A 16,207-nucleotide genomic window follows, 5' to 3' on the forward strand; every position below is an offset into this window, starting at 1 on the left:
CTTTTACGTTCGACTCGGCGGCCGCCCCGATTGAAAGAAAAAACGTGGTGCGTTTTGTCGCGATGCCACATTCGACTCGGGGCTATAGCCTGCGCTCAGGAATGGACCGGCTGGATCACGTTGCGCAGGGTGCCGAGGCCGACGATCTCGGTCTCCATCACGTCGCCGGGCTTCAGGAATTCCGGCGGCTTGCGGGCGAAGCCGACGCCGGGGGGCGTGCCGGTGGCGATGATGTCGCCGGGCACCAGGGTGAGGCCGCGCGACAGTTCCGAGATGATCCGCGCCACCTTGAAGTACATCTGCTTGGTCGAGGCGTCCTGCTTCACCACGCCGTTGACGCGCAGGAGCAGGCGCAGGTCCGTGGGGTCGATGTCCGAGGCCGGGACGATCCAGGGTCCGATCGGCCCGTGGCCGTCGAGGCTCTTGCCCTTGAACCACTGGCCGCCGTGCAGGGTGCGCTGCATGTCGCGGGCGGTGGTGTCGTTCAGGACGCTGTAGCCGAAGACGTGGTTCAGGGCGTCGGCTTCCTTGATGTTGGTCCCGCCCGTGCCGACGATGATCGCGAGCTCCGCCTCCCAGTCGATCTGCGTCGAGACCTCGGGATCGTAGGGAATCGGGTCGTAGGGCCCGTTCACCGTGTTCACGCCTTTGGTGAAGAACACGGGATGGGCCGGGTATTCGGTCTTGGCGAGGCTCGTCGCCTGCCCTTCGGCGAAGTGTTCGAGGTAGTTCCAGCCCACGGCGTACACGTTGCGCGTCGGGGCCGGGATCGGCGCCAGCAGCCGCACCGTCTCGACCTTCGGCCCGTCGCCGGAGGCGGCGGCGCGGCGTACCATGTCGAGGGCCTTCGGGCCCGCCTCGATCAGCGAGACCATCCGCGTCGTGTCGAGCCCCGGCACGGCGACCTGCGAGAGATCGATCACGCGCCCGTCGCCCTTCACGGCGCCGAGGCGCGGGGCCTTGCCCGCATCGGGGACGAAGGTGACGAGGCGGAGCATGTCGCCGCCGCTGGGCGGGATCGGGTGCCCCGGTCCGGTGGCCAGGCTCTGCGCCCTGGCCGGTGCCGCCAGGGCGCCGACGGCGGTAGCCGCCGCGGTGAGGTGCAGGAAGTCGCGCCGTGTGCTCATGGAAACCGTCTCCTCCGGCCCACCCTTCGTTGGGGCGGTACCGGGGAAGCTTCTGCCTCGCGCATTCAAAATGCAATGCGCTGTCTCACGTCGGCGCCGGCTCGGCCTCCCGCGCCTTTTCGGGCGTCTTTCCGGGCGCGTCCTTCGCCTCGTCCTTGTCCTTGTCCTTGCTGCCCAGCAGGCGCTCGAAGGCGACGTAGAAGGTCGGCGTCACGAACAGGGTGATGAAGGTCGCCACCACGAGCCCGCCGATCACCACCGTGCCCATGGAGACGCGGGCGTTGGCGCCCGCCCCCGAGGCGATGGCCAGCGGGATCGAGCCGGTGATGAAGGCGAAGGAGGTCATCAGGATCGGCCGCATCCGCAGCCGCGCCGCATCCTGCGCCGCCTTGAGCACGTCCTCGCCCTGCCGCCGCAAGTCCTCCGCGAAGGAGACCAGCAGGATCGAGTTCTTCGCCGCGAGGCCGACGAGGAGCAGCAGGCCGATCTGCCCGAAGATGTCGAGTTCGAGCCCGCGCAGGGCGAGCGACCCCACCGCGCCGAAGATCGCAATGGGCGTCGCGAGCAGGATCACGAAGGGCAGGCGCAGGGATTCGTACTGCCCGGCCAGCAGCAGGAAGATCATCAGCACGCCGAGCCCGAAGATCAGCGGCGCGTAGCCGCCCGCGACCTTCTCCTGGTAGGCGACGTCGGTCCATTCCACGGCGTAATCCGAGGGGAGCTTGCTCTTGGCCAGCGCCTCGACCTCCTTCAGCACCGTGCCGGAACTCGCGGTGGAGGCCACCTCGATGGCGACCTCGATGGCCGGATAGGTGTTGTACGACAGGACCGCCGTCGGCCCGGTGGTGAACTCCGCGCGCACCAGGGAGCCGATTCGCACCGGCTCGCCACGCCCGTTGAGGACCGGCAGGGCCTCCAGGTCCTGGATCGTGCGCCGGCCGGTGGCCTCGCTCTGCACGTAGACCTGATAGACGAAGCCGAACCGGTTGAAGAGGTTCACGAAGCTCGACCCGACATAGGTGCCCAGCGCATCGAACAGGTTCTGCAGCGGCACGCCGAGCTGTTCGGCCTTGGCCCGGTCGATCTCCAGCCGGATCTGCGGCACGCCGTAGCTCGTGGTCGGCAGCGCCTGACCGATATTCGGGTTCTTGCTCAGCTCGTCGATGAAGGACTGCGCCGCCTCCGCGAGCTTGATCCCGCCCGCGCCGCTGCGATCCTGGATCTCCAGGGTCAGGCCGCTGCGGGTGCCGAGGCCGGGAAGCGGCGAGGGGTTGACCACCCGCACCTTCCCGTCCGGATCGTGCCGGAACTCCTTCTGCACGCGGGCGATGACGTCGTCGGCGGTGGCCGTGCGCTGGCCCCAGGGCTTCAGGATCGGGATCTGGAAGCCGTAGAACGGCGCCACCGCATCCGCGAGGATGCTGCGCCCGATCACGCCGATCGTGTGCTCCGCCTCCGGCATCTCCCGCAGGGACTTGCCCAGGCGCTCCACCATCTTGTCGGTGCGCGCCACCGAGGCACCCTTGGGCAGGGCGACGTCGGCGAAGAAATAGCCCTGGTCCTCGTTCGGTACGAAGCCGCCGGGCCGCTGCATCACCAGCAGCACCGTCACCGCCGCGAAGGCCGCGAAGGCGAGTCCCACGAGGACGATGTGGCGGCTGAGCGCGCCAATCATCGTCGTCAGCCCGTTCGCCGCCTTCTCCAGCGCCCGGTTGAACCAGCGCAGCGGTGCCTTCCAGCGGCTCTGGTGCTTGTCCGCCCCCTCCGGCCGGTGCTTCAGGATCATCCCGCACAGGGCCGGCGTGAGGGTGAGGGAGACCACCGCCGAGATCATCACCGAGATGGCGATGGTAAGCGCGAACTGGTTGTAGAGCTGGCCCGTCAGGCCGGGGATGAAGGCCACCGGCACGAACAGCGCGGCCAGGACCAGCGTCGTCGCGATGACCGGGCCCGCCACCTCGTTCACCGCCTCGCGGGCGGCCGGACGGGGCTCCATCCCTTCGTCCATCAGCCGCTCGGTGTTCTCCACCACGATGATCGCGTCATCGACCACGAGCCCCACCGCCAGCACCATGCCGAGCAGGCTCAGGGTGTTGAAGGAGAAGCCGAGCAGGGCCATCGGCCCGAACGTGCCCACCAGCGCCACCGGCACCGCGATGGAGGGGATGATCGTCGCCCGCCAGTTCTGGAGGAAGATGTAGGTGACGACGACTACGAGGATCAGCGCCTCGAACAGGGTGTGCACCACCTCGGTGATCGCCTCGCGGACGAATTCCGTGCGGTCGAGGGCGATCTTGTACTTCAGCCCCGGGGGGAAGCGTTGGGCGAGGTCGGCCATGGTCGCCTTCACCCCGTCCATCACCTGCACCGCGTTGGCGCCGGGGGTCTGGTAGAGGCCGAGCGTCGCCGAGGGCCGGCCGTCGAAGCTGGAGCGCACGCCGTATTGTTCCGAGCCGAGTTCCACCCGCGCCACGTCCCGCACCCGCACCACGGAGCCGTCGGGGTTGGCGCGCAGGAGGATGTTGGCGAATTCCTGCGGCTGGCTCAGGCGGCCTTGCGTGATCACCTGCAATTCGAAGGCGGTCGGGTTGCCGCCCGTCGGCGGCTTGCCGAGGGATCCGGTGGTGATCTGCTCGTTCTGCTGGCTCACCGCCTTGATCACCGTATCGGGGCTGATCGCCAGCGCCTCCATCTTCACCGGATCGAGCCACAACCGCATGGCGTAGCGCTTCTGGGAGAAGTTCTGGATGCGGCCCATGCCCGAGACCCGGCGCAGGGGCTTGATCACCTGCGTTTCGGCCCAGTTCGCCAGGAACAGCTCGTCGTAGGGCGAGCCCGGCTCGGCATAGAGGACGATGTTGCCGAGCTGCTGCCGGGTGCTCTTCTGGATCTCCAGCCCCTGCGCCCGCACCGAAGCCGGCAGCTTCGCCTCCGCCCGGTTGGCGCGGGTCAGCACCTCGGCGGCGGCGGCGTCGAGGTCGGAGCCGATCTCGAACGTCGCGTCGAGGTTGACGCTGCCGTCGGTGTTGCTGGTCGAGGCGATGTAGAGCAGGTGCTGCGCGCCGTTGATCTCCTGTTCCAGCGGTGTCGTCACCGCGTCGTAGGCCTGCTGCGCGCTGGCGCCGGGATAGGTCGCCTGGACGTTGATGATCGGCGGCGCGATCTCCGGGAACTGCGCGATGGGCAGGGTCAGGCCCGCCACGGCGCCGATCAGGGTGATCAGCACCGAGATCACGCCCGCCAAAATGGGGCGATCGACAAAGCGGGCGAACATCGAACCTCGCCGGGACAGGAATGGCCGCGAAAGCCGGGCATGCAACGCGATCCGGTTTGGCGTGTTCCCCGTCCTGTTCGACGCGGGGGGTCAGCGGCGTGCGCAGGGGCGTGAAAATTGGACTGGTGGGCGGTGGGCTCGCCCTCGCTCTGGCGGGCGGCGGCTGGTACGTGGCGGGCAAGCCCTCGCCTTCCGCGATCCTGGCGATGCTGCCGGGAACGAAGGCGCCGGCCCAGCCGGACGAGGCCGAGCCCACGATCACCGTGACGGCGGTGCCGGCCCACCGGCAATCGGTGCCGATCAGCTTCGTCTACACGGGCACGATCATCTCGCAGCAGGACGCCGCCCTGCAGGCGCGGGTGACGGGCGACGTGACCGCGCGGCCGTTCGAGCCCGGCAGCCACGTGAAGAAGGGGCAATTGCTCTTCCGCATCGACAAGCGCCCCTTCGAGGTCGCCCTCGCCCAGGCGAAGGCCCAGGAATCGCAGGCGAAGGCACAATTGCAATTCGCCCAGGCCGAGGTGAACCGCACCGATTCCCTCGCGGACAAGGGCTACGCCTCCGAACAGCGCCTCCAGCAGCAGCAATCGAACGCGGCCTCGGCCGCCGCGCAGGTGCAAGGCGCCGAGGCGGCCATCGCCCGCCAGAATCTCAACCTCGACTACGCCGAGGTGAACGCCCCCTTCGACGGGCGGGCAAGCCTCTCGATCGTCAATCCCGGCGACCTCGTGATCGAGAACCAGACGCAGCTCGTCACCGTGGTGCAGCTCGACCCGATCGACGTGCAGATGGCCCTCTCCTCGGAGGATTCGGAGGCCCTGCGCGAGGCGATGCAGAAGGGTCCCGTCGCCGTCGAGGTGCTGGACGAGGCCGGCAAGCCGATCCGCAAGGCCAGGGTCTACCAGCTCGACAACCGCTTCGACCCCCGCACCGCCCGGCGCCTCGTGCGCGCCCTGCTCCCCAACGAGGACGAGCGCTTCCTGCCCGGCCAGTTCGTTCGCGCCCGCGTCACCCTCGGCACGGAGGACAAGCTCCTCGTACCCACCATCGCGCTCTCGGCCCGCCTCGCGCAGCAGATCGTCTACGTGGTCGATGACCAGGGCGTCGTGCGCCAGAAGCCGGTCACGACCGGCGACAGCTTCGGGGAGAACACCGCGATCATCGCAGGCCTGAAGGAAGGCGAGCGGATCGTGACCGACCACCTTCAGGACATGCGCCAGGACCTCAAGGTCGAGGTCCGCACCCCGCAGGACGCGAGCCAGGGCATAAAGGCCGACGAGACCGGGAGCACGCGCCGTGACTCGCAGTGATGCCCTCCGCCTCGCCCTGGTCGCGGCGACACTGGCCGCCCCCCTCCCCGCCGCCGCGAAGGGATGCCGGGTGGACCGGGCGCATTACGCCGCCCTGCACAAGGGGATGACCCTCCACCGGGTGACGGAGCATCTTGGCTGCAAGGGGCGTCGCGTCTCCCACCTCACCATCGGGGACATCCACAGGGCGACCTACAGCTGGGCCGGGCACGGTACCTATGGCGCGAACCTGACCCTGACCTTCCGCAACGACCGGCTCACCGACAAGACCCAGCTCGGCCTGCGGTGAGCCTCGCGGCGCCTCAGAACGCGAGGTTGAAGGCGCCGCGCACCCCCTGCCGGTGCGCCCGCTCGCCGACCTCGCCGGTATAGGACACCGACAGGTTGACGCCCTGCGTGACCTGCGCCCCGATCCCGAGATCGCCGACGAGGCTGTCCGCGTCGAGGGGCACGCCGAGGACCGGGAAGGGTCCCGTTCCGGCAAAGCGCATCGTCCGCACCGGGACCACGTCGCCGAAGGCGTGGCGCCAGCCGAGGGTGCCGGTGGCCTCCACCGCGACCCCGCCGACATCGAAGCCGAACCGCCCGCGCAGGCCCAGCGTCGCGAAGCCGGTGTCCATCTCGCTCCGGTCCACCGCCAGGGCAGCGAGGCCGCCGCGCTCGGTGAAGCCGTCGGCGGCCACGCGCACCCCCGCGAGCCCGGCCAGCGGCTCCAGCGCGGCCGTGAATCGGTCCGTGACACTCATGTCGAAGCGGTAGGCGATCTCTCCGAAGGCCTGCGCCGTGCCGGATTCGGAATGGCTGCTCAGCCTGTCCGAGAAGCCGGGAAGGGCCACGAACCGGCTCGCCTTCGCATCGTCCCAGGCATAGGACATCCCCGTCCGCAGGCTGAACCGGCCCCAGTCCGCGCTGCCATAGGCGCCGAGGATGGGCGCCTCGGCCGAGGCGGACCCGCCGCCGCGCGCGCCCGTGAGCGTCTGGCGCTGGTAGCCCGCGAACAGGCCGAGGCGGCTGCCGGTCCAGATCGAGGCATCGAGACCCGCCAGCACGCCGCCGAGGCCGGATCGGAAGCCTTGCGCCTCGGCGGTGCCGCTGCTCCGGCCCCAGCTTTCGAGGCCCGACACCCAGATCGCCGGGCAATCGCGCCGCGGGGCTTGGAGGCGCCGGGGTTCGTCGAGGCAGGTCGCGCTGCCGTCGCCGCGCATCCGGCCGAGGACGATCTCCCGCGAAGCGGCGCTCCCGGCCGCCTGCAGGCCCATCATCGTGGCATGGAGGCTGCCGGACAGGGCGCTGAACGCCGCCCGCGCCGTGGCGGCGTTGGGCAGGCGCTCGGCCGCGGCGCGCAGGGGCGAGGTGGCCGGCATGGCTTCGAGGCTCAGGGCGACGCCGCGCTGGTTGGCGGTGCGGGCCACATCGACGAAGGTGTTCACCCGCTCCACTTCGAGATAGACCTCGTTCGGTCCGTAATGGTCGCGAAAACCGTAGAAGGCCGAGACCATCGTGTCGCCGGTGAGGGTGAAGGTGCCGCTCACGCCCCCCGCCGCATTCATCAGCGTGTAGCGCGTGTTGGGCCGGAACGCGTCCGTGCCGAGGCGGGTGACGGCGAGCATGGCCCCGCTCTCGATCACCGCCCGGCCGCCGATGGTGATCCGGCCCGTGATCGTGCCGGCCGCCGCCAGGGAGACCGCGTAGACCGAGCCCGCCTGCTGCAGGGTGGAGCCCTTCACCGTGAGACCGTCCGGCGCGAGGGTGGAGCCCGCCTGCGCCACCACGGCCCCCACGAGCCCCGACCCGGACAGGGTCGTGCCCGCGAGCGCCGTGATCTCGGAGCCCGCCAGCGAGCCGTTCACCCGCAATCCGCCTCCGGCGAGGGTGGTGGGGCCGGCGAAGGCCGCGGAATCCCCGGTGACGACGAGGGTGCCGGCCCCGCGCTTGATGAAGCTGCCGGTGCCGAGGATCGTGTTGGCGAAGGGCGCATCCGTGCGCTGATCCAGCACCAGCGTGCCGGCGTTCGTGATGGCGCCGCTGCCGAAGCTCCCCGCCGAACCGACCAGCGTGCCGGCCTGGATGGAGGTGCCGCCGGTATAGGTGTTGGCTCCCGCCAGCGTGGTCGTGCCGGTCCCGATCTGGGCAACGCTCCCCGTCCCCGCGATGGGGTTGGCAAGGGTGAGCGCATCGCCGCGGTTGACCGCGAGGACGCCCTCGTTCGCCACGGGGCCGGTGCCGAGCGTGCCGCTGCCCGCGAGTTGCAGGGTGGCGCCGGGGGCGATGGCGGTGCCGCCGCCATAGGTGTTGGCACCGGCCAGGACCTGCGTCCCGCCCGCCACCGCGAGGCCGCCCGGTCCGTCGATCTGGCCGGCGAACGTGTCCCGCGCGTTCGTCAGGGTGAGCGTCCGGGCGCCGAGCGTCACGGTGCCGGTGCCCGCGAGCGTCGTGATCGTAGCGCCCGACGCGGTGCCGGCGATGTCGAACGTCCCGTTGTCGACCACGCCCGACGAGGCGGCGATGCTGCCGGAACCCGCGAGCGCCAGGGTGCCGCCAGGGGCGATGGTGGTCGCGCCGGTATAGGTGTTCGCGCCGGTCAGGGTCTGCGTCCCGCCCGCGACGGCGAGGCTTCCCGCCCCGTCGATGCGGCCGTCGAAGCGGTCCTGCCCCGCCGTGATCGTGAGAGGCTGGCCGCCGAGCGCCACCGTGCCGGTGCCGGCGAGGCTTCGGATCGATGCGCCCGAGGCGGTCCCCGCGATGTCGAGCGTCCCGTTGTCGATGACGCGCGACGAAGCCGCGATGCTGCCGGCGCCCGTGAGCGCCAGGGTCGCGCCGGGGGCGATGGTGGTGACGCCCGTATAGGCGTTGGCGCCTGTCAGCGTCTCCGTTCCGCCCGCGACGGTGACACCGCCCGCGCCGCCGATGCCGCCCGCGAACGTGTCCCGCGCGTTCGTCAGGGTCAGCGTCCGGTTGCCCAGCACGACATTGCCGCTTCCGGAGAGCGTCGTGATCGACGCGCCCGCATTCGTGCCCGCGATGTCGAACGTCCCGTCGTCGGTGACGCCCGACGACGCCGCGATGCTGCCATCGCCCGCGAGCGCCAGGGTCGCGCCGGGCGTGAGGGTGGTCGCCCCCGTATACGTGTTGGTGCCGCCGAGCGTCTGCGTGCCGCCCGCGACGGTGAGGCCGCCCGCGCCGCCGATTGTGCCGCCGAACGTGTCCTGCCCCGCCGCCACGGTCAGAGTCCGGCCGCCGAGGACGACGGTGCCGTTGCCCGCGAGGCTTCCGACCGAGGCACCCGCGTTCGTGCCGGCGATGTCGAACGTGCCGTTGTCGATGACGCGCGACGAGGCCGCGATGCTGCCAGTGCCCGTGAGCACGAGGGTCGCGCCGGGCGTGAGGGTGGTGGCGCCCGTATAGGTGTTGGTTCCGGTCAGGACCTCCGCCCCGCCCGCGACGGTGAGGCCGCCCGTCCCGCCGAGGGTGCCGGCGAAGGTGTCGCGCGCGTTCGTCAGGGTCAGCGTCCGGTCGCCCAGCACCACAGTGCCGGTGCCGGAGAGCGTCGTGATCGACGCGCCCGCATTCGTGCCCGCGATGTCGAACGTCCCGTCGTCGGTGACGCCGGACGAGGCCGCGATGCTGCCGCCGCCTGCGAGCGCCAGGGTCGCGCCGGGGGTGATGGTCGTGGCGCCCGTATACGGATTGGCCCCCGCCAGGGTCTGCGTGCCGCCCGACACGGTGACACCGCCCGTGCCGCCGATGCCGCCCGCGAAGGTGTCCCGCGCGTTCGTCAGGGTCAGCGTCCGGTCGCCCAGCACCACAGTGCCGCCGCCGGACAGCGAGGTGATCGCCGCGCCCGTATTCGTGCCCGCGATGTCGAACGTCCCGTCGTCGGTGACGCCGGACGAGGCCGCGATGCTGCCGGTGCCTGCCAGCGCCAGGGTCGCGCCGGGGGTGATGGTCGTGGCGCCCGTGTACGGATTGGCCCCCGTCAGGGTCTGCGTGCCGCCCGAGACGGTCACGCCCCCCGTCCCGCCGAGGGTGCCGGCGAAGCTGTCCCGCGCGTTCGTCAGGGTCAGCGTCCGGTTGCCCAACACCACATTGCCGCTGCCGGACAGCGAGGTGATCGACGCGCCCGTATTCGTGCCCGCGATGTCGAGCGTCCCGTCGTCGGTGACGCCCGATGAGGCCGCGATGCTGCCATTGCTCGCCAGCGCCAGGGTTGCGCCGGGGGTGATGGTGGTGGCGCCCGTGTAGGCGTTGGCCCCCGTCAGGGTCTGCGTGCCGCCGGTCACGGTCACGCCCCCCGTTCCGCCGATGCCGCCCGCGAAGGTGTCCCGCGCATCCGTCAGGGTGAGGGTCTTGTCGCCGAGCACGACCGTGCCGCCGCCGCCGAGGCTCTTGATCGACGCGCCCGCGTTCGTCCGCGCGATGTCGAAGGTTCCGTCATCCGTCACCCCCGAGGAGGCGGCGATGCTGCCGGTGCCGGCGAGCGCCAGGGTGCCCTGGGCGATGGAGGTGCCGCCCGTGTAGGTGTTGGCCCCCGTCAGGACCAGCGTGCCGAGGTCGGATTTGAGCAGGCCGTTGCCGGCCAGCACGCTGCCGATCGTGGCCGTCATGCCCGCGCCGGCCGCGGTGCCGTCGCCGCCTCGGATCGGCGTCGCCGCCTGGGTGAGGGTGACGGGATCGCCGACGATCCGGTAGCCATCGACGGCGAACTGGATCCCCGTGACGCGGATCGCCCCCGCGCCGCCATCCACCGTGACCGTGCCGGGCTGCGCCTCGAACAGCACATAGGTGCCGCTGGAGAAGGCCGCGTTCGGGGTCCCGTTGGTGGTGGTCCAGTTGTCGGTGTTGGGCGCGCCGAGCGCGGCCGAGGCGGTCCACACGCCGTCGCCGCCCTGCACGATCCCGTCGTTCTTCACGCCCGCCGTGCCGTCCCAGACGCTGAAGGTCATGCCCTGGCTGTTGATGAGGTTGACCTGCCCCTGCACCGTCGTCTGCAGGGTGTTCGCCGAGCCGGTGGGCATGGTGCCGAGGGCGAGCCCGTTGTTCGTCAGCGTCCCGCCATAGGTGAACAGGCGGTAGACGCCCACGCCGTAGATGCCGCCCGCCGCCTGGGTCACGTTGAGCGTGCCCGCCAGGGTGAGGTTGCCGCCGACGGCGACGAGATCGTTCATCGATCCGCCCACGACTCCCGCCTGCCCCAGCTCGAAATTGAGGATCGAGGCCGCCGACAGGACGAGATCGCCCGCGATGGTGAGGGTGCCGGGGCTGTTGCCGGCGGCGAGGACGCCGTCCGCGACGCTCACCGAGCCGCCGAGCGTCCCCCCGCCGCCGAGGGTGCCGCCGCTCGCGACGTTCACCGTTCCGCCGAGCCGGCCGTTCACGCTGAGCGTGCCGGCGGTAATGCGGGTCGTGCCGGCAAAGGCGGACGAGTCCCCCGTGAGCCGGGCGTTGCCCGCGCCGCGCTGGACGAGGGTGCCGCTGCCCGAGATCGCCGTGCCCACCTCGACGGTGTCCGCGCGGTCCAGGGCGAGGGTTCCGTCGACGGTTGCCGCCCCGCCGAGCGCCCCCGTCCTGCCGCCGTCGCCGATCTGCAGGGTCGCGCCGCGCCCGACGCCGGTCGTGCCCGTGAAACGGGAGGAATCGCCCGTCAGCACCGCCGTCCCCCGCAGGACGCGGAACGACCCCGAACCGAGGATCGCGTCCGACAGGGTGGACCTGTCGGTGCGGTTGTAGGCCAGCGTCCCGTCGGCGGTGACGCTGCCACCGAGGGCGCCGCGCGTCCCACCGTCGCCGAGCTGCACGGTCGCGCCGTTGGCGATACGGGTGGTACCCGCGAAGCCCGAGGAATCGCCCGTCAGCACCGCCGTCCCACCGAGGACTTTGAAGGCCCCCGCGCCGGAGAGCGTGACGGGCAGGGTGGACGTGTCATTCCGGTTGAAGGCCAGGGTGCCGCGATCGACCACGCTGCCGCCCAGGGCGCCGCCGGCGCCCCCATTCCCGATCTGCAGCGTCGCGCCGTTCGCGACGCGGGTCGTGCCGCTGAAGCCGGAGGCGTCGCCGGTCAGGACGGCGCCGCCGCTCACGTCGAACGTGCCCGCCCCCGTCAGGGTCGCGGACAGGATGGCGCTGTCGCTCCGGCGGGAGGCCAGGGTGCCGTTGATGGCGACGCTGCCGCCCAGGGCTCCGCTCGTGCCGCCATCGCCGAGTTGCAGCGTCGCGCCGTTGGCGACGCGGGTCGTGCCCGCGAAGCCGGAGGAATTCCCCGTTAGCACCGCCGTCCCGCCGAGGACGTCGAGGGCACCCGAACCGGAGATCGCGCCGGCCAGCGTGGACGCATCGTTCCGGTTGTAGGCCAGCGTGCCGCTGTCGGTGATACCCCCGCCGAGGGCGCCACCGGCATCGATCCGAAGCGTGGCGCCGTTGGCGATGCTCGTCGTGCCCGCGAAGCCGGAGGAATCGCCCGTCAGCGCCGCCGTCCCGCCGAGGATCTTAAAGGCTCCCGAACCGGAGATCGCGCCCGGCAGCGTGGACGTATCGGTGCGGTTGTAGGTGAGGGTGCCGTCGGCGGTGATGCGGCCGCCCAGGGCGCCGCCGGGATCGAGCTGGAGCGTCGTGTCGGTGGCGATGCGGGTCGTGCCCGCGAAGCCGGACGAATCGTTCGTCAACGCCGCCGTCCCGCCGAGGATCTTGAAGGCTCCCGAACCGGAGATTGCGCCGGCCAGCGTGGACGCATCGCGGCGGTTATAGGCGAGGGTGCCGTCGTCGGTGATGTTGCCCCCCAGGGCGCCGCTCGTGCCGCCATCGCCGATCTGCAGCGTCGCGCCGTTGGCGAGACGGGTCGTCCCCGTGAAGCCGGAGGAATCGCCGGTCAGCGTCACCGTTCCGAAGCGCAGTTCGACGGCCCCCCGCCGGAGATCACGTTCGCGGCGGTGATGGAATCGATCCGGCCGAAGGTCAGCGTGCCGCTGTTGGCGATCCGGCCGCCGAGCCGGCCGCTGGTGCCGCCGTCGTCGATCCGCAGGGTCGCGCCGGCATCGACGGTGGTTTCCCCCGCGAAGGCCGAGGCATCGCCGGTCATGAGAACGATCCCGCCGCGCGTGGTGATCGTGCCCGAGCCGGCCAGGGTGCCGGCGAAGGACGACGCGTCGGCACGGTCGAAGGCCAGCGTGCCGTCATTGGTGACGGCACCGCCGAGCAGCCCGCTCCGGCCGCCGTTGCCGATCCGCAGGGTTCCCCCCCTGGCGATGGTGACCGTGCCCGCGAAGCCCGAGGCGTCGCCGGTCAGGGTGCCGGTTCCGGTCGCGACGACATCGAGCAGGCCCGCGCCGCCGATCGCGCCGCCGAAGACGGCCGTCCCGCCCGTCGCGGCGACTTGTAGGACCGCGCCGTGGGCGACCGTCGCGGTGCCGGTGAAGCCGGAGGAATTTTTCACGGCGATGATGCGGCCGCTGTCCACCGCGAGCGATCCCGCCCCCTCGAAGGTGAGGGAGGATGTGGCGGTGCTCGCATACCGGAACAGGCCGTCGGCGTGAACGGTCCCGCCGAACGATCCGCTTGTGGCGACCTTCAGGGTCCTGTGACTGTCGATGCGGGCTGTGCCCTCGAAGCCGAACGACGCGCCCGTCAGACGGACGGTGTTCGCCAGGACCTCCATGGTGCCCGCGCCCGCGAGAATGCCCGCGTAGGTCAGGTCCGGCGCGGTGGTGCCGGTGTCGTTGCCGAATTGCAGCTTCGCCCCGGCGTCGATGGTGGTCGTGCCGGTGAAGCCCGACGGGTCGGCGGTCAGGATCGTCTTGCCCGCCACCAGCGTGATTGCCCCCCCGCCCGACACCTGCGGCGCGAATTCGTAGGCGTCGCCCGTATGGTTGAAGTTGAGGGTGCCGGTCCCGTTGCCGAAGGTGAGGGCAGGAACCTGCAACGTCCCCGGCACCTCCGCCGTGGCATTGGGCGCCGCGCCGATGTTGATCGTGCCAATGGAGCCAGGGCTCTTGGCGAGAAAGGCCGTCGCTGCGGTGGCCTTCCCACCATTGGAAAGCGTCAGCGTGCCCGTTCCCAGGTTGCCGACTGTCAGGCCGTTGTTGTTGGTCCAGGTAGAGTTATCCCCGTCAATGGAAGCGCTACCGACACCGGTCACGTCGCCGCCCAAGAATCCGTTCTGGGCGGAAAGCGATCCGCCATCCGTAATAGTCAGCCTTCCGTTGCCGCCTGCGCCCACAATGAAGTTAGACGACGCACTCCAATTCGAGCCGATACCATCGATTGTGACTGTGCCGCTGCCCCTTATGCCGGAAACATTGGGTGAAAAACCAATATTTGCTTTTGCGCTAGAAACAACTCCACCACTCGTAATATTTAAAATACCAGTTCCAAAATATCCCAGATCAATCTCGTCTTCCGATGTCAACTTACCACCGTTTATGATTTCGGATATGCCTAATCCGTCAACTCCGATATTTACGCTACCCTCAGCTTTTATCTTTGAATTTGTCCCATTAATTGATATATATCCGTTAGATCCAGTGTTTTGACCAACGACTAAACTCGGAGCACCAGATTCCGATATATCAAGCGACTGTCCACCTCGCACAATCAATGTGCCGTGATCGTTTTTACCGACGATGATTTGATTGGCGCCCGCTCTAGCAGCCCCAACCACGCTTTCACGCATAACGTCGATCTCAACGGTATCGACGTTAATCCTCGGCAGGCTGCCTGAATTCCAGTTGCGCGTATCCGCCCAATCGGTACTGATCGTACCTGTCCATAGGGCAGGCGAAGCGGCGTGGGCCGGCGTCAGCGCCGTAGAGGACAGCAGGCAGACGGCGACCGCGAACCGCTGTGCTTGTAGCGGCAAGCTGCGCGACGCCGCGGTTGAAAAGGCAAGACGGACGCGTACCGCAAGACGTGCGGGCCCGTCGAACTTCATCCAGCCCATGATGTGATTTGCTTTCACAACGCCATCGAACGCGATGCGACAAGCGCCAACCGCGAGCCGGCCCTGTCTCCGCACGACCGATAGCATATTGCGCAATGTATTTCCGAGTCGTTTAGCGGCCTTCCGATAACCGTTAAGCCCGTTGGTTGCACCAATGTCACAATGGATTGCGAATATATAGTTCTTCAATATACACGTATTTGTTTACAGACCTAAAATTATCTCAAATATTTCCCATAATGGGAATATCAAAACGCGATATCGCTTCTCCGATATGTCAGCCAGCGGCTAACTCACCGAAACTTCCGATTATTCGATCTCTTGTCAAAGCCACGACGCCCAGCAAGCCTTAGACCGATATTTCAGCTCGGCTGCGTCCTCCTTGCCGTGCCCGTGGAGGAGCCTGACCAGATCGGGCGAAACCGGATCAAATCCTTCTACATCCCCGACCGCCCAGATCGGCAATGCAGGCACCAAATGGTGGATTCGGAGAGACCGCTACCCGGCGCTGGGGCCCTGCCGAACGCTAATGCGGGCTCCGAGACCCGGATCGGCAAACGCGGTTGCCGCTGCGCCCTGGCGGGTCTACACGCCCCCGCTCCGGTGGAGTCAGGGAGCGGCGATGGGCGACGACATGGTTGCCATCCTGATGGCCCTGGCGACGGAGAACGCCGAACTGCGGGGCCAGCTCGCGCAAGCCCAGGACATGCTCGTGGAAACCGCCATCGACGCGGGCAATCTCCACGCCCTGATCGAGGCCGTTCAAATCGAGCGGGATGCGTGGCAAGCTGAGGCCGAAGCGCTGCGGGCGCGACTCGCGCGGTCTGCCTGACGCTCCACGGCCATGGAGGGCATCATGGGCCTACTCGCCTTCATCCTCATCGGCGGTCCCTGGGTGGCCGCGACGGCTTGGCTCTGGCTTCAGGCGGGGGGCGTCGAGGCCTGGAATCGGGTCGTTCACGGGGCACCGCCGAACGGCCGCTGACCTTTTCACCGCAGGACAGCCGCAGGCCCACCTGCTAAGGCAGCGCTCTCCCCGCACGCGGCCCCGAGGCGTTCGCGACACCGCACGGTCCGCAGCGGGCGAGCACGCGACGACAGGCGGATGCGAGCCAGTTCCTCCCATCCTGCCCGTGAAGCCTCGGCCGGGCGGTCGCGTGAGGGTCGGCGTGGCGGGGGAACTGGACACCGCACGCGCCGGCCCACGGCCCGCATCGCGTTTGCCAAGTCTTAATCCCGAACGATTGCGATTACACTTCGGTAACCAGCGTCGATCTTCGAAAACGCTTCGATCTCTCAGCAAATCTCCTTCGGTGGCCAGTGTGTCTGATCAGCTACAGTCAGGTTTTAGGCAATGATATAGGAAGGGCTCAACCACGGTTTTGCTGAGGACAGCCACCCTATGAAGACGCTCATCGCCTCCCTCGCCGCCTTCACGGCCCTGACCGCCGCTGCCTCGGCCGCCGATCTGCCGCGCCGCGCCGCCCCGCCGCCGGTCTTCACCCCGGTGCCGGTCTTCACCTGGACGGGCTTCTACGCCGGTTTCAACGCCGGTTACGGCTTCGAC

The 16,207-nt window shown here is 69.4% G+C and carries 8 protein-coding genes; 4 read left to right on the forward strand and 4 right to left on the reverse strand.

Annotated elements, in window-relative coordinates:
- Positions 1 to 95 precede the first annotated feature (95 nt).
- Both AAHF99_RS18580 and AAHF99_RS18585 read right to left on the reverse strand, forming a co-directional pair.
- Positions 96 to 1,127 (reverse strand): fumarylacetoacetate hydrolase family protein, encoded by a 1,032-nt coding sequence (locus tag AAHF99_RS18580; protein ID WP_342165979.1) that lies wholly within the window; start codon positions 1,125 to 1,127, stop codon positions 96 to 98.
- A gap of 85 nt (positions 1,128 to 1,212) precedes the next feature.
- The gene (locus AAHF99_RS18585) at positions 1,213 to 4,401 is read right to left on the reverse strand and encodes an efflux RND transporter permease subunit (protein ID WP_342165980.1); all 3,189 of its coding nucleotides are present in this window, start codon (positions 4,399 to 4,401) and stop codon (positions 1,213 to 1,215) included.
- 98 nt (positions 4,402 to 4,499) lie between these two features.
- On the opposite strand from AAHF99_RS18585, the gene AAHF99_RS18590 reads away from it, so the two are divergent.
- Positions 4,500 to 5,711 carry an efflux RND transporter periplasmic adaptor subunit gene (locus tag AAHF99_RS18590; RefSeq protein ID WP_342165981.1) on the forward strand — a complete coding sequence of 404 codons (1,212 nt, stop codon included), beginning with the start codon at positions 4,500 to 4,502 and terminating at the stop codon, positions 5,709 to 5,711.
- The gene (locus AAHF99_RS18595; RefSeq protein WP_342165982.1) at positions 5,698 to 6,000 is read left to right on the forward strand and encodes a DUF3862 domain-containing protein; all 303 of its coding nucleotides are present in this window, start codon (positions 5,698 to 5,700) and stop codon (positions 5,998 to 6,000) included. The genes AAHF99_RS18590 and AAHF99_RS18595 overlap by 14 nt, the downstream gene beginning before the upstream one ends.
- Positions 6,001 to 6,013: 13 nt before the next feature.
- Here AAHF99_RS18595 and AAHF99_RS18600 read toward each other — a convergent pair whose 3' ends face one another.
- Together AAHF99_RS18600 and AAHF99_RS18605 are read right to left on the reverse strand one after the other, a co-directional pair.
- Entirely contained in the window at positions 6,014 to 12,583 is a 6,570-nt protein-coding gene (locus AAHF99_RS18600; protein ID WP_342165983.1) for an autotransporter-associated beta strand repeat-containing protein, read from the reverse strand.
- On the reverse strand, positions 12,580 to 14,640 hold the full coding sequence (locus tag AAHF99_RS18605; protein WP_342165984.1) for a beta strand repeat-containing protein: 2,061 nt from the start codon (positions 14,638 to 14,640) through the stop codon (positions 12,580 to 12,582). The genes AAHF99_RS18600 and AAHF99_RS18605 overlap by 4 nt, the downstream gene beginning before the upstream one ends.
- Positions 14,641 to 15,262: 622 nt before the next feature.
- Here AAHF99_RS18605 and AAHF99_RS18610 point away from each other — a divergent pair.
- Both AAHF99_RS18610 and AAHF99_RS18615 read left to right on the forward strand, forming a co-directional pair.
- On the forward strand, positions 15,263 to 15,472 hold the full coding sequence (locus AAHF99_RS18610) for a hypothetical protein (RefSeq protein ID WP_243951869.1): 210 nt from the start codon (positions 15,263 to 15,265) through the stop codon (positions 15,470 to 15,472).
- 24 nt (positions 15,473 to 15,496) lie between these two features.
- Positions 15,497 to 15,625: a hypothetical protein gene (locus tag AAHF99_RS18615; protein ID WP_342165985.1), complete on the forward strand. Its 129-nt coding sequence runs from the start codon at positions 15,497 to 15,499 to the stop codon at positions 15,623 to 15,625.
- Positions 15,626 to 16,207: the final 582 nt, after the last annotated feature.

This window comes from Methylobacterium litchii, from assembly GCF_038442315.1.
GTDB classification, from domain to species: Bacteria; Pseudomonadota; Alphaproteobacteria; order Rhizobiales; family Beijerinckiaceae; genus Methylobacterium; species Methylobacterium litchii.

Bases quoted from the DNA above. Each gene is read 5' to 3' on its own strand.
- AAHF99_RS18585 (WP_342165980.1), bottom strand. From the start codon at position 4,401: ATGTTCGCCCGCTTTGTCGATCGCCCCATTTTGGCGGGCGTGATCTCG.
- AAHF99_RS18605 (WP_342165984.1), bottom strand. From the start codon at position 14,640: ATGGGCTGGATGAAGTTCGACGGGCCCGCACGTCTTGCGGTACGCGTC.
- AAHF99_RS18610 (WP_243951869.1), top strand. From the start codon at position 15,263: ATGGGCGACGACATGGTTGCCATCCTGATGGCCCTGGCGACGGAGAAC.
- AAHF99_RS18580 (WP_342165979.1), bottom strand. From the start codon at position 1,127: ATGAGCACACGGCGCGACTTCCTGCACCTCACCGCGGCGGCTACCGCC.
- AAHF99_RS18615 (WP_342165985.1), top strand. From the start codon at position 15,497: ATGGGCCTACTCGCCTTCATCCTCATCGGCGGTCCCTGGGTGGCCGCG.